The 24,239-nt window shown below is 68.5% G+C and carries 20 protein-coding genes and 3 pseudogenes; 14 read left to right on the forward strand and 9 right to left on the reverse strand.

All coding sequences use genetic code 11. The features are described 5' to 3' along the window. Positions 1-328: 328 nt before the first annotated feature. A complete protein-coding gene (locus tag AB0B40_RS10360; protein WP_362263683.1) occupies positions 329-1,357 on the reverse strand; it encodes an IS110 family transposase in 1,029 nt (342 codons plus the stop codon). A gap of 667 nt (positions 1,358-2,024) precedes the next feature. Here AB0B40_RS10360 and AB0B40_RS10365 point away from each other — a divergent pair. From AB0B40_RS10365 to istB, 6 genes are all read left to right on the forward strand, one after another. Next, entirely contained in the window at positions 2,025-2,303 is a 279-nt protein-coding gene (locus tag AB0B40_RS10365) for a hypothetical protein (protein WP_362263684.1), read from the forward strand. A gap of 373 nt (positions 2,304-2,676) precedes the next feature. Continuing rightward, on the forward strand, positions 2,677-3,798 hold the full coding sequence (locus AB0B40_RS10370) for a catalase family protein (RefSeq protein WP_345047766.1): 1,122 nt from the start codon (positions 2,677-2,679) through the stop codon (positions 3,796-3,798). Positions 3,799-3,899: 101 nt separating this feature from the next. Continuing rightward, positions 3,900-4,532, forward strand: a complete 633-nt coding sequence (locus AB0B40_RS10375; protein ID WP_362263685.1) for a hypothetical protein — start codon at positions 3,900-3,902, stop codon at positions 4,530-4,532. Between the two features lie 95 nt (positions 4,533-4,627). After that, positions 4,628-6,034, forward strand: a complete 1,407-nt coding sequence (locus tag AB0B40_RS10380) for a peroxidase (protein WP_362263686.1) — start codon at positions 4,628-4,630, stop codon at positions 6,032-6,034. A 158-nt stretch (positions 6,035-6,192) separates the two neighbouring features. Next, the gene (gene istA / locus AB0B40_RS10385; RefSeq protein WP_362263687.1) at positions 6,193-7,443 is read left to right on the forward strand and encodes an IS21 family transposase; all 1,251 of its coding nucleotides are present in this window, start codon (positions 6,193-6,195) and stop codon (positions 7,441-7,443) included. After that, complete coding sequence (gene istB / locus AB0B40_RS10390; RefSeq protein ID WP_362263688.1) at positions 7,443-8,249, forward strand: IS21-like element helper ATPase IstB; 807 nt, start codon at positions 7,443-7,445, stop codon at positions 8,247-8,249. The genes istA and istB overlap by 1 nt, the downstream gene beginning before the upstream one ends. Before the next feature lie 262 nt (positions 8,250-8,511). Here istB and AB0B40_RS10395 read toward each other — a convergent pair. Continuing rightward, a pseudogene (locus AB0B40_RS10395) lies at positions 8,512-8,748 on the reverse strand (DNA mismatch repair protein MutT); the annotation flags it as partial. Positions 8,749-8,950: 202 nt separating this feature from the next. On the opposite strand from AB0B40_RS10395, the gene AB0B40_RS10400 reads away from it, so the two are divergent. Then, positions 8,951-9,151 carry a dehydrogenase gene (locus tag AB0B40_RS10400; protein ID WP_345047771.1) on the forward strand — a complete coding sequence of 67 codons (201 nt, stop codon included), beginning with the start codon at positions 8,951-8,953 and terminating at the stop codon, positions 9,149-9,151. Between the two features lie 217 nt (positions 9,152-9,368). Here the strand turns inward: AB0B40_RS10400 and AB0B40_RS10405 are convergent. Beyond that, positions 9,369-9,745, reverse strand: a pseudogene (locus AB0B40_RS10405) (tyrosine-type recombinase/integrase); the annotation flags it as partial. 395 nt (positions 9,746-10,140) lie between these two features. Between AB0B40_RS10405 and AB0B40_RS10410 the strand changes: the two are divergent. Together AB0B40_RS10410 and AB0B40_RS10415 are read left to right on the forward strand one after the other, a co-directional pair. Beyond that, positions 10,141-10,971, forward strand: a complete 831-nt coding sequence (locus AB0B40_RS10410) for an alpha/beta hydrolase (protein WP_345047772.1) — start codon at positions 10,141-10,143, stop codon at positions 10,969-10,971. 335 nt (positions 10,972-11,306) lie between these two features. Continuing rightward, on the forward strand, positions 11,307-12,236 hold the full coding sequence (locus AB0B40_RS10415; protein WP_362263689.1) for an NAD(P)H-binding protein: 930 nt from the start codon (positions 11,307-11,309) through the stop codon (positions 12,234-12,236). 154 nt (positions 12,237-12,390) lie between these two features. On the opposite strand, the gene AB0B40_RS10420 is transcribed toward AB0B40_RS10415, so the two are convergent. After that, a complete protein-coding gene (locus AB0B40_RS10420) occupies positions 12,391-13,416 on the reverse strand; it encodes a hypothetical protein (RefSeq protein ID WP_345047775.1) in 1,026 nt (341 codons plus the stop codon). Positions 13,417-13,540: 124 nt separating this feature from the next. On the opposite strand from AB0B40_RS10420, the gene AB0B40_RS10425 reads away from it, so the two are divergent. Together AB0B40_RS10425 and AB0B40_RS10430 are read left to right on the forward strand one after the other, a co-directional pair. After that, positions 13,541-14,002: a TetR family transcriptional regulator gene (locus AB0B40_RS10425; RefSeq protein ID WP_345047776.1), complete on the forward strand. Its 462-nt coding sequence runs from the start codon at positions 13,541-13,543 to the stop codon at positions 14,000-14,002. A gap of 252 nt (positions 14,003-14,254) precedes the next feature. Further along, entirely contained in the window at positions 14,255-15,214 is a 960-nt protein-coding gene (locus tag AB0B40_RS10430) for a YihY/virulence factor BrkB family protein (RefSeq protein ID WP_345047778.1), read from the forward strand. 418 nt (positions 15,215-15,632) lie between these two features. Here AB0B40_RS10430 and AB0B40_RS10435 read toward each other — a convergent pair whose 3' ends face one another. The 3 genes from AB0B40_RS10435 to AB0B40_RS10445 form a co-directional block, all read right to left on the reverse strand. Next, a complete protein-coding gene (locus AB0B40_RS10435) occupies positions 15,633-16,523 on the reverse strand; it encodes an alpha/beta hydrolase (RefSeq protein WP_362263690.1) in 891 nt (296 codons plus the stop codon). A 92-nt stretch (positions 16,524-16,615) separates the two neighbouring features. Next, positions 16,616-17,620 (reverse strand): NADP-dependent oxidoreductase, encoded by a 1,005-nt coding sequence (locus tag AB0B40_RS10440; protein ID WP_345047954.1) that lies wholly within the window; start codon positions 17,618-17,620, stop codon positions 16,616-16,618. Between the two features lie 127 nt (positions 17,621-17,747). After that, positions 17,748-18,434, reverse strand: a complete 687-nt coding sequence (locus tag AB0B40_RS10445) for an SDR family oxidoreductase (protein ID WP_362263691.1) — start codon at positions 18,432-18,434, stop codon at positions 17,748-17,750. Between the two features lie 110 nt (positions 18,435-18,544). Here AB0B40_RS10445 and AB0B40_RS10450 point away from each other — a divergent pair, with 110 nt between their 5' ends. The 3 genes from AB0B40_RS10450 to AB0B40_RS10460 all read left to right on the forward strand — a co-directional run bounded on the left by AB0B40_RS10450 (position 18,545) and on the right by AB0B40_RS10460 (position 22,274). Next, positions 18,545-19,105 (forward strand): TetR/AcrR family transcriptional regulator, encoded by a 561-nt coding sequence (locus AB0B40_RS10450; RefSeq protein WP_030645405.1) that lies wholly within the window; start codon positions 18,545-18,547, stop codon positions 19,103-19,105. 73 nt (positions 19,106-19,178) lie between these two features. Further along, positions 19,179-20,363, forward strand: a complete 1,185-nt coding sequence (locus AB0B40_RS10455; protein WP_362263692.1) for an IS630 family transposase — start codon at positions 19,179-19,181, stop codon at positions 20,361-20,363. A gap of 204 nt (positions 20,364-20,567) precedes the next feature. Beyond that, entirely contained in the window at positions 20,568-22,274 is a 1,707-nt protein-coding gene (locus AB0B40_RS10460) for a SpoIIE family protein phosphatase (RefSeq protein ID WP_345047785.1), read from the forward strand. Between the two features lie 505 nt (positions 22,275-22,779). Here the strand turns inward: AB0B40_RS10460 and AB0B40_RS10465 are convergent. After that, positions 22,780-22,992: pseudogene (locus AB0B40_RS10465) on the reverse strand (IS110 family transposase); the annotation flags it as partial. Between the two features lie 43 nt (positions 22,993-23,035). Then, on the reverse strand, positions 23,036-24,232 hold the full coding sequence (locus AB0B40_RS10470) for an acyl-CoA dehydrogenase (RefSeq protein ID WP_362263693.1): 1,197 nt from the start codon (positions 24,230-24,232) through the stop codon (positions 23,036-23,038). Positions 24,233-24,239 lie beyond the last annotated feature (7 nt).

Here is a 24,239-nt window from a genome sequence, read left to right on the forward strand (position 1 = left end):
CAGCGCCCGGACCGGCGAGATCGCCGTGGGGGGACAGCGCGGCCACCGCCTCGTCATTCACGTCCCTACCCGCGCGTGGCCGGGGCGCGCCATGCGCTACGCGGATCGTTACAGACGAGTAGGAGGGTGCGATCGCAAATCAGGCACTCCCAGATCGTCGCAGGAACCCAGACTGCGTGAGCCGCCGACTGCATCGTCCGCGCCAGCGCAGCCGGTCTCACGGCGCAGCCGCACCGGAGCGATCCGGTGCGGCTGCGCCGTCTCAGGGCTCCGCGTAGAGTCCCGGCAGGAAGGACCCCGGCGGGGCCTCGTCGTATCACTGACGCCCCTATAACGGGGGAACGCTGGATACCGTTCTGACCAGGTTGAAGACCTCGCGGGCGGCATATCGTTTGAGGCATCGGATGATCTCGCGCCGGGTCTTGCCTTCCTGGGTGCGGCGTTCGTAGTACGCCTGGGTTCGGGGGTCGTGGCGCAGGCGGGTGAACACGATGCGGTGCAGGGCGGCGTTGGCCTGCCGGTCGCCGCCGTGGTTGAGCCGTCGCGTGATGCGCCGCCCGGAGGAGTACTCGATGGGGCTGACTCCGCAAAGGGCAGCAAAGGACGCCTCGGTGTTCAGCCGCTCGGGATTGTCCCCCATGGTGATCAGGAGAGTGACGGCGCTGTCCGGGCCGATGCCCATCGGTACGAGCAGTTGCGGCGCGTGGCGTTCGACGAGCCGGGTCAGGCGTTGGTTCAGCTCGTTGATCTGCCCGGTGAGCTGTTCGATGCGTTCGGCGAGCATGCGTAATGTCATGTGGGTGGCCTGGACCACCGCGTCCTCGTCTCCCCCACCCTCGGGAGAGCCGAGGCGCGCGCAGGTGCGGAACAGCTCGGCATTGCCCAAGCTCGACAACCGTTCCCGCAGGGCGGGGTCGGCGATCACTAGGACGGCCTTGAGCTGGTTGATCGCCTGTGTGCGGGCCTTGACCGCGGAGTCCTTGGCGAGTTTGTAGATCCGGGCGCCTTGCACGGGTCCGTCGCCGGACTTGGCCTGGGCCCGGGTGCGACCGCTGAGCACGGCTCGCGCTGCGGCCTGCGCATCGAGCGGGTCCGACTTCCCCAGCAGCCGGCGGGCCGACCGGTCGGGCCGGTTTACCTCATACACCTCGACCTGCTGAGCCAGCAGGTAGCGGGACAGGCCCGCGCCAAAGGTGCCGGTGCCCTCAACACCAGCCCGGCGCACCGTACCCCGCTTGCGGGCCCACCCGAGCAACTGTCGGTAGCCGGCCGCCGTCGCCGGAAAGGACTCGGTGCCCAAGATCTTCCCCAGCGGGGACACCACGGCGGCGACGTGCACCTCACCGTGCGTGTCCACGCCCAGTACGACCTCTCTCGGCACGGGAGGATCCGTACTGGAGGAGGTGCTGCGCTGTCTGATCGTCAAGGTGGTTCGCCTCCCGCGTGGTGACATGCTGAGTGGACGGCACCGGCCCGCTCGGGCGGTCTGAACCGTGATGGCGCCTGAACTCGGCAAGGCCCCTATAGGGACACGCCCCCGTAGCTCGGTACCTGCAGGTGCTGTCCCGCAACGTCAGTCGACACGCCTGTGACTGGACACTTCGGTCATATATCTCATGAGTCAGACCCCCGTCCGGGACGGCACTGCGCAGCCGTCCCATCGATCCCGGTACAACGGCATGACCCGACCACAGCCGAAAAGCTTCGCCCGAACCGGTGCTCAACATGGCCCGGACGAGCTGCCCCTGTGTTGACTCTTCGTCTACTCACGACCGGCATTGACGGACAGCCTTGCCGCCCGCCTTACGAGCTGTGGTTCGTCGACCATGGCACGAACGGCCCGAGACACCGTCCACGGGGCGGGCCTCGCGCAGCCCGGCGAAGGACTCCTCACTGCCGAGGCGTCTCGGGTCGTCCCCCGTCGAGCAGCTGCGGGCGTGATGTTTCCCGAGTCGGACCGGTCGGCCTTCACTTCCTGCCTGAGTTGCCTGCTTCGCATGGCCAGCCGGCACGAGGTGATTCGGGTGTCCTACGACTTCGCCTCTTCACTATCTTGGTTGTTCTTGCCGACCTCGGTGAGCCGTGCGCAGGAAGGAAATGCTTGTATGGTTCCGCCCGGCTTCGCCGCCAGGCGGCCCGTGAAGGCCGCCTGTGCAGATGCAGTCCGTTCCGGCGAGATCACCGCCGCCCTCGAACCGCTCGCGCTCCTGCTCAACGCATGGGATAATTTCCATGATTACACCGTAATGATGCAACTCAGGTCGGGTGCTGCGCCTTCGGCGACTGCCCCATTCTGTAGTTGACCCGTTTCCAGACCGGGCCCCAGCGTGCTCGGACATTGGGCCTCCTGGCAGATACCAGGTACCCGGACCGGACTCACACCGGCCAGCGACGACGGGCTTACGACGAAAGATCACCTGCACGAGGTCGCCTCCCGTCTGCTGGGCGCATGAATGATCAGAGTTAGTGCCGAGGCGATGGATAGTTTTCGGACAAGGGTGGATCAACAGCGGCGACCTCCGCCAGTCGCCGACAGTGCCGGGCACACTCGGGACCATCAAGTCCAGCAGTACTCAAAGGCTGTACTTGGCCGCCAGATATTACTCGGGTGGAGTTCAGCAGAGCCACAAGCATTGAACGAACGGGACAAGCGAGACCGACTTGGAGGAGCGACAGATGTCATCCGAGTTCGTTCGTTATACCCCTGAGGTCGAGACCATCGATCCCCATCTCGACGAGCTGCTGGCACAGATCATCGATTTCTGGGAGAAAAAGGGCCGTGAATCGCCGAGTACCGAGGGCACCGGGCGGGCCGTCCGTGGCGCGCACGCGAAGTCATTCGGCCTGGTCAAGGCAGAAGTCGAGATCTTGGCTGATGTGCCGGCGGCGTATGCGCAGGGCATCTATGCCAAGCCGGGCCGCCACGGCGCACTGATTCGCTTCTCCAGCACGTCCACCCACCTGGGCACGGACGCACAACTCGGACCCGGCCTTGGCTTCGCGATCAAAATATTCGATATCGACGGACCAAAACTCGTCGAAGACGAGCCGGACTCGACCACCTTCGACCTCGTGCTCAAAAATAATCCCATCTTCATCAGCAATACGGCGAAACACTACCTGTTCATCGAGGACATCGCGAACAACGCGCAGGACTACGTGACGCGCGGCAAGGCGGGTCTCCACGAGCTGCTGGCGGATGTGCTCACGGGCAAGGGCCAGCTGCAGCAGCAAGAGTGGGCATGGGACGAGGTATTCGCGATCGTGAGAGTGGCAACGCAGACGCATGTGCGCAATCCGCTGCTCACCACGTTCTGGAGCATGGGCGCGGTACGTCATGGGGACTACATCGCCAAGATCCGTGTCGCGCCGGCCGCGGAGAGCGCCACGCACGTGATCCATCGTGAACTCGACCTCACGATTGGCCCGGACGTGTTTTATCCGACGCTGGCGGACGAGCTACAGGCGAGACCATTCGATTTCGATCTTCAGGTCCAGCTGTGCACGGACCTCGCGGCGATGCCAGTGAATGTCCTGACCGTGGAATGGCCCGAAAAGTTGTCTCCCTTTGTCACCGTGGGACGCGTGCATCTACCGCGCCAGGACATCTCGGGACCCGAGAACTTCGAGAAGGGTGACGCGCTCGCGTTCAATCAGTGGCGCGTCACGTCCGCTCACCGCCCGCTGGGCGAAATCATGAACGTGCGACGGATCTACGCGGCGTCGGCCAAGGTCCGCCGCACGCTCAACCACCAGCCGCAAACCGAGCCGACCAGTGCCGATTCGGTGTTGCCGTGATCAGAGGCCCACGGGCCCGGCTCAGGCCGCGGCGCATCGGTGGGTCGTGTGGCCATTATCCGGGCGCAGGAATCGAACCGGATCGAAAGGACAGGACAGCTATGACAATGCAAGAAGGGACAGCGACCGCACCGGAACCCGATCAGGCCGTGGAGCAGAACATGCAGAAGCTGCGAGAGCTCTACGCCGACGCGCCGGAGGTGGGAAAGCACGCGTTGGAGAACGTACTCCAAAAAGGCGCGACGTCGTTTGTGGGGAAGCCGCGAACGCGGATGGAATCCGCTGGCCGGGTCGGCAGCCGTCAGGGCAGGGTCTCGGAGCTCACCCTGATCGCTCCGTTCGTGGAAGGTGGAGCGGAGCGACTGCGCGCCTTCCTGCAGCTGCGGGACGGAAACTTCGATGACACAGACAGGGTTGGCACCGTCCACGATATGCGCTTCGTATTCCTTGACAATGACACGAAGCTGCTCTTCTGCACCGCCTACGACGATGAGTGGGACCCCTACATCGACGACTTCGCAACGAAGATCCCGGACGAACTGGATCTGTTTATGTGCAATTGCGTGGGATGGCCGGGAACGCGCAGCCCGTCGGTGAAGGACTGGATCGCGAAGTACCAGATCCCGGCCGATGGCTGGTACGTCGCGAATCCAGATCTGACGGTGGCGGAGACCAGGCGGCTGAACCGCATCGGCCACGCGCTGGAAGAATTCCTGGACAAGATCAGCGACTAGTCCAGCCACCCGGACAGTCTGCGGGGTGCGGCCGCGCCACCCGGCGAGAGTGTCCCCGTGAGCCGGCTCGTCTCGGTTTCTTGTGGGAGAACGCCATGCCGCTCGTCGATCGCCTAGGAGGCGACCTTCCGCGTGCCCCCGTCACCGTGGAGCTCGACGACATCCAGGCGACGGTGCTGCGCTACCGGCCCGAGCCCTACTACGGCACGCACGTCATGCTCCACGTGGAGGATGCCCAGGCCGGCCGAGAATTCGTGCAGCGGCTGACACCCTATGTCGACTCCGCCGCCGACTGGTGGCAGGCCGGCGACGTCTGGACCTCAATCGCCATCAGCTCCACCGGGCTGGTGGCTCTAGGTCTGCCGGAGGATTCTTTCCGGTCCTTCCCCGAAGCATTCCGCGTGGGGATGGCCGCACGCGCCGACAAGCTCCGGGACTACGGACCAAACGACCCGACGAACTGGGAAAGGCCCTTCGGCACCGGGGAGATCCACATCGCGGTCAGCATTTTTAGCGACACGGAAGACAAGTGGCGCCGCGCGATGGAGACCGCGGGCCGGCAGTATCAGGGGTTCTCCGGCGTCACCGTCATGCTGATGCGGGACTTCGGCGCCCAGCCAGGCGACCTCAATCCGCTGGGCTACAGAGATTCGATCGGCCAGCCGGCCATCGAGGGCTGCGGCGTCGACTCGTTGCCCGGCCAGGGACCACCGATCAAGGCCGGCGAATTCATCCTCGGCTACCCCGGCGAGGCCGGCGTGCCGCTGCCGATGCCGCGTCCGGACGTGCTGGGCCGCAACGGCACCTTCGTCGGGCTGCGCAACTACCAGGCCCGCGTCGGGACGTTCAACCGGTTCCTGCGCGAGCACGCGCAGACCGAGCAGGAGCGGGAACTGCTCGCCGCGAAGCTGGTGGGCCGCTGGCGCAGCGGCGCGCCCTTGACGCTCGCCCCGACGCAGGACGACCCAGCGCTCGGCGCGGACGCGCGCCGGAACAACGACTTCACCTACGTCGCGGATCCGCACGGCTGGCAGGTGCCGCTCGGCTCACACATGCGGCGCATGAACCCGCGCGACACCGAGATGGCCCTACTCGCCGACGTGAACGTTCACCGGATCATCCGGCGCAGCACGACCTACGGGGCACCCTACGACCCTGACGCGACCTCGGAGCAGGACGACGAGGTACGGCGCGGCACCTACTTCATCTTCCTCAGCGCCAAGGCAATGGCCACGATGGAGTTCCTGCAGCAGGAGTGGATCGACAACGGCAACTTCATGGACCTGGGCGACGAACGCGATCCGAACGTCGGGCTGCAGGAGGACGGGGCGACGTTCACCATCCCGCAACATCCGGTGCGGCGTCGCATCCACGGCATCCAGACATTCAACGTGTTGCGCGGCGGCGAATACTTCTTCATGCCCTCCCTGTCCGCCTTGAGATGGATCGGGGAGCTCCGCCAATCCAGCGGCCACGCTGATGCACGAGCCGAACCATCCTGAAAGCCGTCGCGACCCCCTGACGACCGCAAGCTTCACGAACCCCCGAGTTGCACCGATCTGGGTCAGTGTCGGCGACGGCTGAAAAGTGGACCAGCGGCGACGCTTGAAAGTTGACCCCCTCCAGGGGCTTGGCTCGTTGAGTCAGGCCGGGAGGAGTGGTGATCAGCGTGGAGGACTGGGCGGAGATCCGGCGGCTTCATCGGGCCGAGCAGATGCCGGTGCGGGCGATCGCGAGGAAGCTGGGGATCGCGAGGAACACGGTCCGCAGAGCGATCGCGGACGACGCGCCGCCGAAGTATCAGCGGGCCCCGAAGGGGTCGATCGTGGACGCGGTCGAGCCGCAGATCCGTGAACTGCTCGAGCAGTGGCCGGAGATGCCGGCGACGGTGATCGCCGAGCGAATCGGTTGGGACCGCGGTCTGACTGTGCTCAAGGACCGGGTCCGGGACCTGCGGCCGGCTTATCGGCCGGCGGATCCGGCCTCGCGGACCGTCTATGAGCCGGGCGAGATCGGCCAGTGCGACCTGTGGTTCCCACCCGCCGACATCCCGCTCGGCTTCGGCCAGGTCGGGCGGCCGCCGGTGCTGGTCATGGTCGCGGGCTACTCGCGGTGGATCACCGCCCGGATGTTGCCCTCCAGGTCGGCGGCCGACCTGATCGCCGGGCACTGGCGGCTGCTGACCGAGCTGGGCGCCGTCCCGCGGGTGCTGGTCTGGGACAACGAGGGAGCCGTCGGTTCCTGGCGGTCCGGTGGTCCTCAACTGACTGACGACTTTGCGGCGTTCGCCGGACTGCTGGGCGTCAAGTTCCTGCTCTGCAGGCCCCGTGACCCCGAGGCCAAGGGCCTGGTCGAGCGGGCCAACGGCTATCTCGAGACGTCGTTCCTGCCCGGGCGGGTGTTCACGTCACCGGCGGACTTCAACATTCAGCTCGCCGACTGGCTGACCAGGGCGAACCGGCGCATCCACCGGACCTTGCAGGCCCGCCCGGCAGACCGGCTGGAAGCGGACCGCTCCCGGATGCTGGCTCTGCCGCCGATCGCCCCGCCGGGCTGGTGGAAGGCGTCCCTGCGGCTGCCCCGGGACCACTACGTCCGCCTGGACACCTGCGACTACTCGGTGCATCCGCTGGCCGTCGGCCGCCGCATCGAGGTCGCCGCCGACCTGGACCAGGTCCTGGTGACCTGCGACGGCGTCGAGGTCGCCCGCCATGCCCGCAGCTGGGCCCGCCACCAGACCATCACCGACCCGGACCACGCGGCCGCTGCCGCAGCCGCCCGCAAGGCGGCCGCCGGCACGAAACCGGCGCCGGTGGACGTGACGGAGGTCGAGGAGCGGTCGCTGGACACCTATGACCGGATCTTCGGTGTCATCGACGGCGGGCTGAGCACGGGTGAAGGGGCAGCGTGATGAGCACGAAGAACGGCACGAACCAGGCCCGGGCCAGCCGCGACGTCGGCTCCGAACTGATCTACCTGACCAAGGCGTTGAAGGCCCCGGCCCTGCGGGATGCGGCCACCCGGCTCGCCGAACGGGCTCGCGACGAGGGCTGGAGCCACGAGGAGTATTTGGCCGCATGCCTGCAGCGGGAGGTCGCAGCCCGTGACTCCCACGGCGCCGAGGGACGCATCCGGGCGGCTCGTTTCCCCTCTCGCAAGTCGCTGGAGGACTTCGATTTCGACCACCAACGGTCCGTGAAACGCGAGGTCATCGCCCATCTGGGGACGCTGGACTTCGTCGCCGGAAAGGAGAACGTGATCTTCCTGGGGCCGCCCGGCACCGGCAAGACCCACCTCGCCACCGGGCTCGGTATCCGGGCCTGCCAGGCCGGACACCGGGTCGCCTTCGGCACCGCCGCTCAGTGGGTCACCCGCCTAGCCGAGGCTCATCAGGCCGGACGTCTGAGCGACGAGTTGACCCGGCTGGGACGGATTCCGCTGATCGTGGTCGACGAAGTGGGTTACATCCCTTTCGAGCCCGAGGCGGCGAACCTATTCTTCCAGTTCATCTCGGGCCGCTACGAACGCGCCTCCGTGATCGTGACCAGCAACAAGCCCTTCGGGCGCTGGGGCGAGGTCTTCGGCGACGACACCGTCGCCGCGGCGATGATCGATCGACTCGTTCATCATGCCGAGGTGATCTCGCTGAAGGGCGACAGTTACCGCATGCGCGGCCGCGACCTCGGACGGGTTCCCGCCGCCAACACCGGGGAATGACCAACATCAACTGACGCAGCGGGGGTCAATTTTCACCCGCCGGAACCGGCTCACTATTCAAGCGTCGCCGACAGGTCAGGACGCGCGGACCTGGCCCGCTGAGGACGGGAGGTGCCCGCGGTGGGCGAGGGTACGGCCGGCCCCGATGCCGGGAGCGGCGCTTCTGCTCGTGGCCTGACCATCAACAAGTTCGAGACCGATCCCACACACGCCTCTTGCCGTCCACGGCTCGTCCACCAGAAGCGACCGTGTTGATGTTGACTCAGGCGGATTCGAGCAGGTGCCGGCCGTCATGTGAGCGGACGTGCGGAGCGGTTGCGGTGTCCAGGGCATCGAGCACACGGACCGCGTAGACCTCCCCCATCGCCCCCTCGACTTCCTCCGGGGTCAGCCATCTCACGGCGGTCGACTCGCTTGACGTGCGTTCTGCACCGGCGACCGGTCGACACAGGAAGACGAGAGCAACGACGCCACGGCTCATGTTCTTGTAGAGCGCCGTGTGAGCGCCCTCCCTGGCCGTCCTCGGGCCGTCGAAGGACGCTCAGTCGCCGCCACGTCACAGCGGATCGATGGCGACAGAGCAGAGAAGCAGCGCGGCTGAGGCCGGTGGGGGACCGGCGAGGCATACGCGCGCCTGAACGGTCAGCGCACCCGTCGTCGTGGCCGGCTGTCGTCGGCTGAGGCTCATTAGGGTGCTCCGCATGACCGAAGAAGCCCCGGCCTGTCCAGAGTGCAGCCAGCCCATGCGGTTCGGCGGCTTCGTGCTCTGCAAGCGGGAGGACGATGGCCGGCGGACCTGTCGGGCGCTGTGGTGGTGTGCCGGTCGGCACGTCTGGTGGGGCTGGGCCGACCGGCCGGATGAGCCGCTGGAGGTCTGCCCCTTCCCAAAGCTGGGCCTCTGACATCCACGAGTGACATCAACGGCAGCGGACGGCGACGACAACCAGCAGCCGCGTGCGGTACCAGTGCATGAGGCGAGCCCCCGCCGGACCGGGACGAGAACGAACCCCTGAAGCGGGTGTCGCAGGTTCGAATCCTGCCGGGGACACCAGCCGAAAGGCCCCGGACCGATCATGGTCCGGGGCCTTTGACATCTACTTCTGACATCAACGTGGGTGGTCACTGACGACCAGGACGCTTCCTCAGCAGCCGATCCATGTGACTCATGGCCTCGCGCTGCGCGTCCTGGACGACGTGGGTCTACACGTCCATGGTGATGCTGATCTGGGTGAGTGCCCGAGGATCTCCATCACGACACGGGGCGCGACTCCGGCCGCGGTGAGGAGCGTGACCGTGCCGTGGCGAGCGTCGTGCAGGCGGATGACGCGGAGGCCGGCGGACTGGGCGATGCGGGTGAAGGAGCGGTAGACGTTCCGCGGCTCGGCCGGGCGGCCGGTCCGGGTGGTGAAGACGTAGTCCGAGTCCGGCCACAGCTCCCCTGCCTTCGCGCGAGCAGCTGCCTGCCGCATGCGGTGCCAGCGTAGAGGCGCCATGCAACCGGTGCGGGGGCGGCAGGCGTGACGGCACGGGGCACCGGCGCCACGGGGGCCGGGGCGGGGCGGGGTCCTGGGGCGGGTACTTCGGCGTGAGCACGATGGTTCTCCTTTCGAGTCGGGATTAGTTGAGGAGGGATCCGACGACGGGGCCGAGGAAGCTGTGGGCGAGGAGGTAGCCGCCGAGGAGGAGGGCCACGAGCCACCTCGACGGGCGGGCGAGCTTGATGCCATCTCTGAGACTTGGCGGACGCCGACAAGCTGCGGATGTGGCCCGCAGGGGCAGGGCGTAACGTGGGCCATACATCCGGACCGCGCCCGCTGGGCGTGAAGTCCCGCGTGCCCCGCACCCATTGTTCTGTAGCTGGGGGTGCGCTTGGACGAGCGGAGGATCTGCGATGGGTACGGTCACGACCGACGACGGCACCACGATCTTCTACAAGGACTGGGGTCCGCGGGATGGGGAGCCGATCGTCTTCCACCACGGGTGGCCGCTGAGCGCCGACGACTGGGACAACCAGATGTTGTTCTTCCTGGCGCAGGGCTACCGAGTCATCGCCCACGACCGCCGTGGCCACGGACGCTCCACCCAGACCGCGACCGGCCACGACATGGACACGTACGCCGCGGACGTGACCGCGCTGACCGACGCCCTCGACCTGCGGGGTGCCGTGCACATCGGCCACTCCACCGGCGGTGGCGAGGTCGCCCGCTACGTCGCCCGCGCCAAGCCCGGCCGTGTCTCCAAGGCGGTCCTGGTGGGCGCGGTGCCACCGCTGATGCTGAAGACGGAGGCCAACCCGGGCGGCTTGCCGATGGAGGTCTTCGACGGCTTCCGTGAGGGCGTTGCCGGCAACCGGGCTCAGTCGTTCATCGATATTCCCTCGGGGCCGTTCTACGGCTTCAACCGTCCCGGAGCTCAGGTGTCGCAGGGTTTGATCGACAACTGGTGGCGCCAGGGCATGATGGGCGCGGCGAACGCCCACTATGAGTGCGTTGCGGCGTTCTCCGAGACCGACTTCACCGAGGACTTGCAGCAGATCGAGGTGCCCGTCCTCGTCGCGCACGGAACCGACGACCAGGTCGTCCCGTACGACGACTCGGCACCCCTGACGGTCAAGATCCTGAAGAACGGGACCCTCAAGTCCTACGAGGGCTATCCGCACGGGATGCTGTCGACGCACCCGGAGGTCCTCAACCCGGACATCCTCGCGTTCATCCGTTCCTGACCCCGGCGGGCTGGCTCAGCGTCCGGCCCGTTCCCCGGCGTACCCGTAGTTCGCATGGGGGAGCGCACCTGGTCAGGCGGACGTCCGGCCGTCTCAGTTTCCGTCTCATTCAGCGACGGACACCACCGTTCAGGCAGGTCCGGTCCTCACCTCGCAATGAGCGCTCTGCTGATGGATCAGCGCGGCGCGAGAGCTGCTGTGGCCCCGGCCGCCAAGAGCTTGCTGCGCCGGCTCCGCACGCGGGCGGTAGTCACATCGGCCACCGTTCCGGCCCCGAAGGTCGGGAGAACGCCCCCCCGGTTGCGTCCTGGCCGTGCGGGCCGCAGTCTGCCGACATGGTCTACAGCCCGGAAGCAGGCATGCGGCCCATTCTGGTGACCGGTGCTGCGGGCAGCGTCGGGGCTGTCGGCAGGACCGTGGTCCAGGGTCTGCGGCGCCGGGGTCTCCAGGTCCGTGCTCTGGTGCGCCGTGATGACGACCGTGCTCAGGCGCTGCGCGCGACGGGCGCCGAGGTCGTGGTCGGAGATCTGACGTGTGCGCGTGATGTCACCGACGCCCTCGACGGCTGCGGTCGGATGTATTTCGGCATGGCCGTGTCAGACCAGTATCTGCTGGCTGCCGTGACCACGGCGGCGGTCGCGCGCGCCTACGGAAGGCTGGAGGCGTTCGTGAACATGTCGCAGCTGACCGTCTCCGAGATGGACTCCACCAGCGGCTCCGAGTCGCACCAGCATCGACAGCAGTGGCTGGTCGAGCAGGTTCTCGACTGGTCGGGCCTGCCCGTGGTTCAGGTGAGGCCCACCGTCTTCATAGAGAACCCGCTCTTCCAGACCGTGTTTTCCTCGATCGCCGAGGACGGCGTGATCAGGTGGCCCTTCGGCGAGGCGCGAACCTCCCCGATCGCGGCCGATGACGTTGCCGCGGTTGTCGAGGAGATCCTGGCCGACCCGGCCGGTCACATCGGCCGGAGCTACGAGCTGACCGGCCCCCGGTCACAGGACGCCGCCGGCCTGGCCGCGGAGATTTCCGATGCTTTGCACCGTACGGTCGGCTACACGGCCGTTCCGTTGCAGGAATGGCTGGACAACGATCTCGCGGCGCTGGAACTGCCGGCCCATGTACGTCAGCACATCTCCACCATGGCTCGCCTGCACCTGGACGGCCGCTATGACCGGCAGGCAGAAGGCATGGCAGAGGTCACCGGGCGGTCCGCCGAAGGAGTAGCCGACTTCGTCCGCAAGAACCCCGAGCTGTTCACGCGCTGACGCCGACAGCCGCCGTGAGAACCAGACCCGACGCCGGCCGAAGAGAGAGACCCTGCTCAGGCACGAGATCACCCAGGTTCCTCCCATGTCGGCCCTCTGGTGTTCGGGCCCGTAGCGTCACGCCTGTGGCACGACCTTCACCCCGACCGTGGGGTCAGGTGGCGACCCACGTGCGTCGCCGCCTCAGGCGGGGACGCAGGCCCACCAGGATGGCGGCGATCAGCGCCCACAGGGCGAGGGTGGTCAATGGCTGCACCGCCTGCGCGCCGTGGAAGTAGCTCAGGTCGGTCACGGCGCGGACGGCCGCACCCGGCGGCAGCAGGGCGGAGACGGCGTGTGCGGCGGCGGGCAGGAGGTCCGGGCCGATGGCCGCTCCGCTGGTGGAGTTGCCGACGGTGAGCAGCAACAGGGTGGCGACGGGCACGCCGACCGGGCCGAGGTAGGTGCCCAGCAGCTTGGTGGTGAACGCGGCTGCCCCGGCAAGCAGGGTGAGGGCGAAGGCCAGCGGCATCACCGGCGCGGGCACCGCCCCGAGGATGGGTCCGGCGATGACGGTGGCGACGATGCCGATGGCCACAGAGGCGCCGGACAGCAGCCAGAACCGGTGTCGCAGGTGCAGACGGTTCGCCAGACCCAGAACGTTCTGGGCGAGGACGAAGCCGGCCAGCGTGACGCCGAACGCCAAGTAGAACCCGGCCAGTCCACGAGAGTCGAAACGGACGAACGGGACGACATCCACCGTGGTCACGCGTTGGCCCGACCCGTGGGCATAGGCGCTGATCAGGCTCTTGACGGCCGTCGTGGTCGACTGCCCGTTGGCCCCGCCGACCTCCAGGCGCAACCGGTCGGAGGCCGTGCGGCTGCTGAGGGCGGCCACGACATCGCGGCGCTCGACCTCAGCGCGCCCCGTGGCGGCGTCGGCGACGGGATGGACGTCGACGCTGTCACCGAGGACCTGGCCCATCTCGCCCGCAAGCTCCTGGCCGGCGACGGCCACCGGCACCCGGTGCGGCTGGGGGTTGCGCTGGAGACCGACGTAGCAGCCGATGAAGGCCGCCACGACGACCAAGGCGATCACGGTCGGCTGGAGCCAGAGCCGGGCCGGTGGCGCACTTGCGGAGGAGGTGGCAGTGGCGGTGGTCAGGTCGGCTTCGGCGGCCGGGCCGAGGCGAGTGGCCATGAAGTGTCTCCCGTGAAGGGGGCGCGCCCCTGGACGAGGGGAGGGGCGCCCCAAATAGATGATGCAAATAATCTAAACAGCACCGTACGATAGATGTCATCCAGCATCCACAGGGAGGTGCCCTATGGGTCGCGTCTCACAGGCGCAGGCACAGGCGAACCGCCAGCGGGTCGTGGAACGGGCCTCGCAGCTGTTCCGCGAGCAGGGCACGGGCGTGAGCGTCGCGGATCTGATGAAGGCGGCCGGCCTGACGCACGGCGGCTTCTACAAGCAGTTCGCCTCCAAGGAGGCCCTGATCGACGAGGCGGTCACCCACGCGTTCGGCGAACTGGCCGAGTTCCACGCCACCACACTCGAAGAGCACGAGGGTCACCGTGTCGAGGCGCAGCAGTCCCTGATCGACGGGTACCTGTCCGTCCGGCACCGGGACAACCCCGCCTCGGGCTGCCCCGTCGCCGCGCTCGCCACCGACATGGCCCGGGACAGCGGCGGCAGTCGGCGCCTGCAGGCCGAAGGCCGCGGAGACCAAGCCAAGGGCAACATCAAGCAGGCTGGGGCGAAGATCAAGGACATCTTCAAGCACTGACCACTCCACCCCGGCCCGGCGAAGTACGGGTCGACGGTTCCAGCCGGGCCCGGCGAAGGTAGGGGGCGACGGTTCCAGTAGGGGCCGTTCCGCCAGGGGTGGACGCCGTGCAGAGCGGGGACTTTTGCTGTCTGCGGGGAGCTTTGGTGTCCGCCAGTGGGTGGGTGATCGTTTCCGCCGCCGGGGAGATCAAGGTACCGCCGCCACGTGCTGCTTCTCCCGCCGTGGGTTTGCTGAGAGCAGGTGTTCACCATGGATTGGCTGACAAGGCTTCCTGGCATCGCACGGCTGATGCGTACGCACGTGTGGCGGGCGTACGAGCGGCTGGCCAAGACCCACTGGGCCCGGCTCGCCGCCGCCATCACCTACATCAGTTTCGTCGCCCTCTTTCCGCTGATCACTGCGGGCGCGGCGATCGGCGCCAAGCTGCTGAGCAAGGACCAGCTCAGCAAGCTCCAGGACAAGATCGCCGGCCAGGCACCGGGCCTCTCCAACCTGCTGAACCTGAAGGGCCTCGTCGCGCACGCCGGAACCGTCGGGCTCATCGCCGGCGCGCTGCTGCTCGTGATCGGCATCAACTGGGTCGGCGCCCTGCGCGGGTGCCTGCGTGCGGTCTGGGAAAAGGAGCAGGACCCGGGAAACCCGATCCTGCTCAGGCTCAAGGACACCGGGGTGCTGGTCGGTCTCGGCGTGGTCGGGCTGATCGCGATGGGCAGTTCGGTGTTCGCGAACAGCGCGGTCGGCTGGGCCGCCGACAAGGTCGGGATCGAGGGCGGGGCGGGACGGGCGCTGCTGTTCTTCGCCGGCCTGGCGATCGCCCTGCTCGTCGACTTCCTGCTCCTGATCTACGTGCTCACCCGGCTGCCGCGGGTGCATCCCGGCCGGCGTGCGGTCGTGGTCGCCGGTCTGATCGGTGCGGTCGGCTTCGAACTGCTCAAGCTGCTGCTGACCGGCTATTTTCAGGGCGTCGCAGGGAAGAGCATGTACGGCGCCTTCGCCGTCCCGGTCGCCGTCGTGCTGTGGATCAACCTCATGGCCAGGCTGCTGCTGTACTGCGCCGCTTGGACGGCAACGGGCACAGCAGCGGAGTCCAGCGGAGCAGACGCAGGTGAGGGCCCGGCTCCCCTTGAGGTGGCTGCTAACGCGGTCGCGCGAGCGCGGCCACCAGACGGTCCAGCAGGGCCGGTGCGGAACCGGTGGGAGCGAGCGTGAGGCGAAGGACGGGGCGAGCCCGCCTTCGGGTGAAGCCGGGCGGGAGATGGTCGCAGTCATGACGCGAACCCTGCCTCGGGCCGACCGGAACCGGCCCGGCGTATTGGATCACCGAGAACTACACAGACATGAAGGCCGATGTTCGAAGGGTCCTCCGTAACTCCAGCGTACTTCCGGGCAGTACGACTCAGTGGTCTGCGTCGTAAGTCTTTCGGGGGTTGACTTCGCGGCTGGGCGTCGGCGGGCTTGTGGCCAGGTGACGGGGCGGATCTGGCATGCGATGCCGAGGGCATTCTCGGGTGCCGATGGGAATGCCGGCGTACAGGAGGCGTCTGATCGGGGGAGGCTGGCTCGCCCGGGCCCGCCTTGTCCCGGGCGCGCCTGGGGCCGAGGCGGCGGAGGGATGTGGCGTCAGGAGTCAGGCGACGGGCTGTGCTTCGAGGAATGCGAGGGCTCTGGCCACGAACTCGTTGTGGAACTGGAAGATCCCGCCGTGTCCGGCGTCCGGGTAGAGGGGGACGAGTTCGCTCCGGGGCAGGCGTGCGGCGAGGTCGAGGGTGTTCTCGCTCGGCACCATCCGGTCGCTCTCGCCGTTGGCCACCAGGACTGGCTGGTGGATGCGCGACAGGTCCGCGGGCGCCTGCAGGCCCCATCGGTGGATGGCCTTGAGCTGGGCGCGGAACGACGTCAGCGAGATGGCCCTGTCGCGGTCGCTGGTGCGTTCCTTCAGCCGTTTGAGGAAGGCGCGTGCTTCGCGTCGGCCGTGTTCGGTGTCGGTGAAGAAGAGGAACTGCTTGGGGTCCCTGCGGGTCAGGAAGCCCTTCAGGATGTCCCGGAGGGTCAGTGCGGTGACCTTGTCGATGCCCGGGCCTCCGGCGGGGCCGGTGCCCGCGAGGACGACCCTGCGCACCAGCTGCGGTTCCTCGGCTGCGATGACCTGGGCGATGAAGCCGCCCATCGACAGGCCGAGCAGGTCGACCTGCTCGAAGCCCAGGGCTCGGATGAACAGCACTGCGTCGCGGGCCATCGCTTCGATGGTGACGGGGGTGGAGCCGCCCGACGCGCCGACTCCGCGGTTGTCGAAGGCGATCACCTGGCGCCGGGCGGCGAGTCCGTCGACGACGCGGGGGTCCCAGTTGTCCAGGACAGCGGTCAGGTGGTGGAGCAGGATCAGTGGTACGCCGTCTCCTTCCGAGCCGAGCTGGCGGTAGACGAAGTCGACGCCGCGCACGGACACCGAACGGGTCGGTGCATCTTTGTACGTCGACGGGGCGGGCCTGGGGGTGGGGGACCTGCGCGGTGCGCTCATGATCGGTTCCTGGGGTGTGGAGGGTAGGGGTGGTGGGGTGTGGGATCCTCTCGCCGCCCGGGGCCTGGCGGTGGAGCGGCGGGGGCTGGTGCTCACACCGTCGCGATGACGACCTTGCCGGCCTTGGCGCGTCCCTTCTCGGCGTACTCCATGGCTTCGCGGCCCTGCTCGAAGGGGAAGACACAGTCGACGACGGGGCGGATCTTCCCGGCGTCGACGAGCCGGGTGATCTCGCGCAGCTGCTCGCCGTCGGCCTTCATGAACAGGAAGGAGTACGTCACGCCCTGGCGCTTGGCGTGGCGCCGGGTCGTGAAGCTCAGCGCGTTCATCGCCTGGCGCAGGACCGGGTTCGCGCCCAGCTCGCGGGCGAAGTCCGCGTCGGGGGGCCCGGCGATGCTGATGACCTTCCCACCGGGCTTGAGGATGCGCAGGGACTTCTCCAGGGTCTTGCCGCCGAGGGTGTCCAGGACGACGTCGTAGCCGTCCAGGACGTCCTCGAAGTCCTGGGTGCGGTAGTCGATGACGACGTCCGCGCCGAGCTCCTTGGACAGGGCGGTATTGGCCGCGCTCGCGGTAGTGGCCACGTGTGCGCCCAGGTGCCTGGCCAGTTGGAGGGCGATGGTGCCCACCCCGCCGGAGCCCGCGTGGATGAGGACCTTCTGGCCCGGCCCGACCCGTGCCTTCTCGACCAGCGCCTGCCATGAGGTGAGGGCGACCAGGGGAAGGGAGGCGGCCTCCGCCATGGTGAGGGTGGCCGGCTTGTGGGCCAGGTCGTCCTGGTGGACGGCGATGAGTTCGGCGAAGGTGCCGATGCGGTCCTTGTCGGGCCGCGCGTAGACCTCGTCGCCCACTGCGAAGCGGGTGACGGCCGAGCCGACCTTGACCACCACTCCAGCGAGATCGTTGCCCAGGATGAGAGGCAGGCGGTACGGGAGGATCCGCTTGAAGGCACCGTCGCGGATCTTGAAGTCCAGCGGGTTGACGCTCGCCGCGTGGATCTTGACCAGCACGTCGTCGGCGCCCGGCTTCGGATCGGGCAGCTCGGCGGCGCGCACCGCGGACTGGTCACCGTACTTCTCGATCAGGTACGCCTTCATCATCATCTCCGTTTTCCGCCCGCAGGGGGACGGGGTCTCCGCTCGCTCCAGGCTTGCCCCGGTACGAGGTACTTTCTTGTCTGCACTGCTGGTTCAGAGGGCTCCGCGCCGATGCGGCGGGGGCGCCTCACCCCGCATTCGGCGCGGCGGCCAGGCCCTGCTTCACGTGCCGGGTGACGTCGTCGGCGAGGACCTCGGGCAGGCCCGTCTCGATGCCTGACAGAGCCTGGGCGGCGACCTCGGCCGGGTCGGCCTTCTGCTCGGCGGGAACGCTGGCGGCCATGTCGGTGTCCATGTATCCGACGTGCAGCGCCGTCACGGCGATGCCGCGGGGCACCAGCTCCTCCCGGACCGCACCGGTCAGCGCCCAGGCGGCGGCCTTCGCCGCGGCGTAGGAGCCGAGGCCGGCCGGGTGCAGCCAGGACAGGACGGACAGCACGTTGAGCACAGCGCCGCCACCGTTGGACTCGATGACCGGGGCGAAGGCCCGGGTCACGGCGAGCGGGCCGAAGAAGTTCACCTCCATCTCCAGGCGCACCGCTTCCAAGCCGCCCGCGATCAGCGGCGTGCCGGTGGAGATGCCGGCGTTGTTCACCAGCAGCGTCGCGTCAGAGGCGGTGCGGGCCGCCTCCCGGATCGACTCCGCGTCCGTCAGGTCGAGCCGCAGCGGGACGGCCCCGGGCAGGTCCACCATCTCGGGGCGGCGGGCCGCCGCGTACACCTTGGCCCCGCGCGCCATGAGCTGGGCGGCCAGATGCCGCCCGAGCCCCCGGTTGGCGCCGGTGACCACCGCGACCGCGTCCTTCAGTTCCATGAGCACTCCCAGCGTTGAGCGCGGCGACGATCGCACGATAGATTGCATCCGTCATCTAAATCTCAGCCTAGAATAGATTTCGCTCGACATCCAACTGGGAGGGGTGACCGATGGGCCGCGTATCGCAGGCACAGGCACAGGAGAACCGCCGACGGGTCGTGGAGACCGCCTCTCGGCTGCTTCGGGAAGAGGGCACCCGCCTGAGCGTCGCCGACCTCATGAAGTCGGCCGGCCTGACCCACGGCGGCTTCTACAAGCAGTTCGCCTCCAAGGAGGCCCTCATCGACGAAGCCACCGCCCACGCGTTCGCCGAACTCGCCCAGCACCACAAGGACGGGCTCGATCAGTACGCCGGGCAGCGCGACGCCGCCCAGCGGGCGCTGATCGACGCCTACCTCTCCGTCGAACACCGCGACAGCCCGGCTGACGGCTGCCCCGCCGCCGCACTCGCCACCGACATGGCCCGCGACGGCGGAGAGACCGAGGCCCACCGCGTCTACAGCCAGGGGGTGGGCGACTTCGCCGACTTCCTCGCCACCGAGGACCAGGACGGCATCACCCGGCTGTGCACCATGCTCGGCGCACTCGTCCTGTCCCGAGCCACCAACGGCACCCCGCTCTCCGACGAGATCCTCACCGCCGCACGCACGGCACTGATCGGCACCAACTGACCACAGAGACGGTGCAGGGCGGCACGCCGCAGGAAGGGCGCGCTTCTTTGCACCCCGTCGCCATCCACTTCTCGTGCACGGCTCTCCCGCGTTGCATCGCACCGCCGCATGCCCGATCGTCCTGACGGCCTCCGAGCGTGAGCGGCTGAAGAAGATGGCCTACGGCCACAAGACAGAGCACCGGCTGCGCCAGCGCGCCCAGGTCGTCTTGTACGCGGCTCGGGGCCGCTCCAACGCGCGCATCGCCCGCGAGACCGGGCTGCAGGTGGAGACCGTCCGCACCTGGCGCGACCGTTTCGCCGGGAACCGGCTGCCCGCCCTGTCCGACCGCAAGCGTTCCGGGCGTCCCGCTTCCTTCGCCCCGTTACAGAGGGCCAAGGTCAAGGCGCTGGCCTGTCAACTGCCCGCGGAGAGCGGCACGCCACTGTCCCGCCGGTCGGCCTCGGAGCTGGCCCGCGAGGTCATCGCCCGCGCCATCGTCGACACAATCTCCGCTTCCACAGTGCGACGCTGGCTCGTCCAGGACGCGATCAAACCCTGGCAACACCGGTCCTGGATCTTCATCAGCGACCCCGGCTTCCGGCTCAAGGCAGCCCGTGTCCTTGCCCTGTACACCCGCGCCTGGGACGGCGAGCCGCTCGGCGCAGACGAGTATGTGATCAGCGCGGACGAGAAGACCTCCATCCAGGCCCGCTGCCGCTGTCACCCCACCCCTCGCCCCCGGGCAGGCCAGGGCGGTGCGGGTCAACCACACCTACGGGCGCGGCGGAGCACTGGCCTACCTGGCCGCCTACGACGTCCACCAGGCCAAGGTGTTCGGCCGCTGCGAGCCGACCACCGGCATCGGCCCGTTCATGAACCTGGTCACCCAGGTCATGAGCCAAGAACCCTACCCAGCGCGAAACGCGTGTTCTGGATCGTCGACAACGGCTCCTCCCACCGCGGCAAGGCCGCAGCAGCCCGGCTGACCACTGGGTTCCCGAACGCGGTACTGGTCCACACCCCCGTGCGCGCCTCTTGGCTGAACCAAGTCGAGGTCTATTTCTCCGCCGTACAGCGCAAGGCCCTCTCGCCCGACGACTTCACCGACCTTTGCCAAGTCGGGAACCGGCTCCGAGCCTTCGAAGACCGCTACAACGCCACGGCGCAGCCGTTCCAGTGGAAGTTCACCACCTCCAACCTGGACGATCTGCTGGCCAGGCTCGACCGACACGCCGCCGATCGCCCAGAAGAATGCTTGCCCCGACGCGCCGCATGATCAACCCCCGAAGGACTAACGACGAAGACTACTTAGACCGGTCGAGACGAGCCCGTTCCCTGCCGCTCGGGCATAGCGTTGATGCAGGTCGTACCGATCGTTGTCAACTCCGCAGTCGTCGATCTGCTGGTGTATCGGCCTGCCAACGCGTCCGCGGTTTCCGGCGAGGGTTTGCATGGCTGGAAAGGCGGCATGGTGGAGGACATGGGAGATGAGGGGCGGTGCCGGTCGGCGGCCGAGCCGGATTTCTGGCGGCAGGTCGTCCGACGGCTGGGCACAGCTCTCATCGTGGTGGACCCCACCGGACGGATTCTCGCGGCCAACCCGGCCGCCGAGCGCCTGCTGGGCCGTGCCGCCGCCGCCATGCGGGGCGAGGACGCACACGACCTGCTGCACCGGGATGCGGCCGGCGGCCCGGTGCCCCGGGAGCAGTGCCCACTACTGCGGTCCCTGGCCGAGAGAGCCGAGGCACGGGGGGAGGGTGAGATCTGGCTGCGCGGTGACGGCCGTCTGACCGCGATCTCCTGGTCCGCTTCCCCTCTGAAGGACGACAGCGCCTTCCAGGGCATGGCCGTGCTGTTGACCGACGCCGCCGGCAACCGCAGCACGCACCGGGAGCGTGCGGCCTACACGCGGGCTCTGGAGGACCGCACCGAGCGGCTGACGCTGGTGGCGGAGATCACCGACGTGCTGGGTCAGACACTCGAGATCGACGAGGCCCTCGCCCGGCTGGGCCGCCTGCTGGTTCCCCGTCTGGCCGACTGGGCGGCGGTAGACCTGCGGGTCGGTACCGGACAGGTCCACCGTGTGGCGGTGACGGGCCCGGGGGGCCGCCACGCCGCGCAGGAGGACTGGCGCGAGCGCCTGCCCCAGACGGAGGTGGGAAGAGCCCACTCTCCGCTCGTCCAGGTGTTGAACGGCGGTGATCCCGTCCTGCAGCGCGAAGCAGACGTCACGGAGCCGGCCGGCTCCGCCCTGGCCGCCGTCCACAGCGGCTTCCTGCGGGCGGTGGGCGCGACATCCGCGATCACCGTGCCGCTCGGCTCCGCCCGTCAGGTCACCGGCGCCCTGACGCTGGTGCGCACCGACCCGGAGACCCCCTTCGACACCGACGATCTGAAAGTGGTGGGCGACATCGGCCGCCGGGTCGGCCTGGTCATCGACAACGCCCGCCGGTTCGGCCGCCAGCGCGCCGTCGCCGAGGCCATGCAGCGCAACCTGCTCGCCCCGCTGCCCCGGCTCGGCCGCCTGCAACTGGCCGCCCGCTACCAGCCCGCCCCGGCCGGCTCCCAGGTCGGTGGCGACTGGTACGACGCCTTCGAGCTGAAGGACGGCACGCTCGCGCTGGTCATCGGCGACGTCGTGGGTCACGATCTCACCGCCGCGGCCGGCATGGCACAACTGCACGGCATCCTGCGGTCACTGGCCTGGGACCGCCCCGGCCCACCCGGTGCTGTCGTGGACCGCCTCGACGACGCCCTGCCCGCCATCACCACCGTCCCCATGGCCACCCTCGTCCTCGCCCTGCTCGAAGGCAGCCCGCACACCTGCCCATGGACGCTGCGGTGGACCAGCGCCGGGCATCCGCCGCCCCTCCTGCTGGCCCAGGACGGACAGGCGCAGTACCTCGAAGCCGGGCAGGGGCTCCTCCTTGGCGCCGGTTCGAGCACCGTCGGCAGCCGACCGAACGCCGCGCAGTCGCTGCCGCCGGGTTCCACCCTGCTGCTCTACACCGACGGCCTGATCGAAATCCCCGGCAGCGACCTCGACACCGGCCTCACCCGTCTGCGCCACCACGCCCTCGCCCTCGCCCACGAACCGCTCGACATCCTGTGCGATCAGCTACTCGACCGCATGCCGCCCGGCAACACCGACGACGTGGCCCTGCTCGCCCTGCGGATGCCGTCCTGAACCATGCCGTGTGCAACTGCAGGCGTGGACATTTATCTTGAGAAGCGGTCGCGGAGCGTTACCCCCCTGGTCGATGACGAGGAGACGGGTTCGCGTGAGACTCGCACGCCTGCCCTTCTTGGTGGAAGGGATCTGGTGTGACGTGGACGCGACCGCTTCCAGAACGTCGGCCGCACGACCACGCACCGAGTTCACCGACGCTGGGTCGGTCGCGTGGACGCGGTTCGCGATCCGCCCGGCCTCGGAGAGACATGCCGTGCCGTAGACACTCCTCAAAGGCCGATGAGTTTGCAGAAGCGAAGAGCGCCTCCCGCTTGGGCGCGGAGAGTCCCTGGGTGACAGGCTGCGCCTCGGCCGTCAGAGCGGCGGCGTCGCCCCCTCCTTGCTTCGGGTGCTCAGGAGGGGAGAAGCCGGGCACAACGGTGACCTCGACGGACGTTGCACGCACCTGTTTGAGAAGCCCCGTCGGACCGCACCGGCGAGGCTTCTCGTCGAACAGACGCCCCTATAACGCAGGGGTGCGGGAGACCGTTCTGACCAGGTTGAAGACCTCGCGGGCTGCGTATCGCCTGAGGCATCGGACGATCTCGCGTCGGGTCTTGCCCTCCTGGGTGCGGCGTTCGTAGTACGCCTGGGTGCGCGGGTCGCGGCGCAGCCGGGTGAACACGATGCGGTGCAGGGCGGCGTTCGCCTGGCGGTCGCCGCCGTGGTTGAGCCGGCGGCCGGTATCCACCGCTTGCCGTCGCCGGCCTACGCCCGGGTCAGTGGTTGAAGGCCAGGAGCTTGGCGATGCCGTTGCGCTGTATCTCGGACGTGCCGGTGAGGACGCGGAACATGCGGATCTTGCGGAAGAGGTACTCGATCTCGTTGCCCTGGGTGAGCCCCTCCTTGCCGTGGATCTGCACGGCCTCGTCGAGGATACGGAAGGCCGACTCGGCGACGAACAGCTTGCACATGAAGGCTTCCGCGGGCACCTCGCGGCCCGCGTCCAGGGCCGCCAGCGCAGCGTAGGTCATGGAACGCGCGGCATAGAACTCGGTGGCCATGTCGGCGACCTTGTGCTGGATGGCCTGCAGCATGAGGAGGGGTTGACCACCGGCGACCTTGCGGGTCCGGGTGCGTTCCAGGGTGAGGGCGAGGGCGCGGCGAGTGGCGCCGAGGACGGTGGGGCAGTGCAGAAGGCGGTTGGTGGTGACCCGGCCGAGTGCGATCCGCATGCCCTTGCCCTCTTCGCCGAGGAGGTTGGCGGCAGGGACGTGGCAGTCGTCGAGGACGATGTCGCTCTCGATGTGTTCGCCGGACATGGGGGTGGCCCCGTCCTCGACCCGGCAGCCGGGACTGTCCAGGTCGACGAGGAACGCGGAGAACTGCGGCTTGTCACCCTCCTGCTCTCCGGTGCCGGCCATGCGGGCGACGACGATCGCGAAGTCGGCGAAGGGGCCGGCGGAGGAGAAGACCTTGTGGCCGGTGAGCCGGTAGCCGTCGCCGTCGCGTACGGCGACGGTGCGCATGGAGCGGACGTCGGAGCCGGCGTCGGTCTCGGTCAGGGAGAAGCAGCACGCCCTCTCGCCGCGGATGAGTGGCAGCAGGTACTTGTCCAACTGGTGCTCGCTGGCGTGCTGGAGGATGTCGCCCGCGCGCAGGGGGCCGCCCATGTCGCCGAGCACGCTGTGGCCGAGGACGCGCCCGCTGGCGCCGATCTCCTCCTTGAGGGCGGCGAGCTGGGTGTAGGTGAGGTTCTGGCCGCCGTACTCCCCGGGCAGGTGGATGCCGTAGAAGCCCAGCTCGCGGCTGCGGCGCCAGACCGGTTCGAGGTCGGCGCGGGTGAGCCGGCTGCCGGGGGTGAGGCCGCGCTCTCGTTCGTACTCGGCGAGTTCACCGTCGAGGTAGTCGCGCAGCCGGTCGACGAGTTCGGCGGTGCGCAGGTCGTCGTAGGCGGGGTGGAGGGAGAAGGTCACGGGAGGG

It is taken from the genome of Streptomyces sp. NPDC042638 (genome assembly GCF_040647235.1).
GTDB classification, from domain to species: Bacteria; Actinomycetota; Actinomycetes; order Streptomycetales; family Streptomycetaceae; genus Streptomyces; species Streptomyces rameus.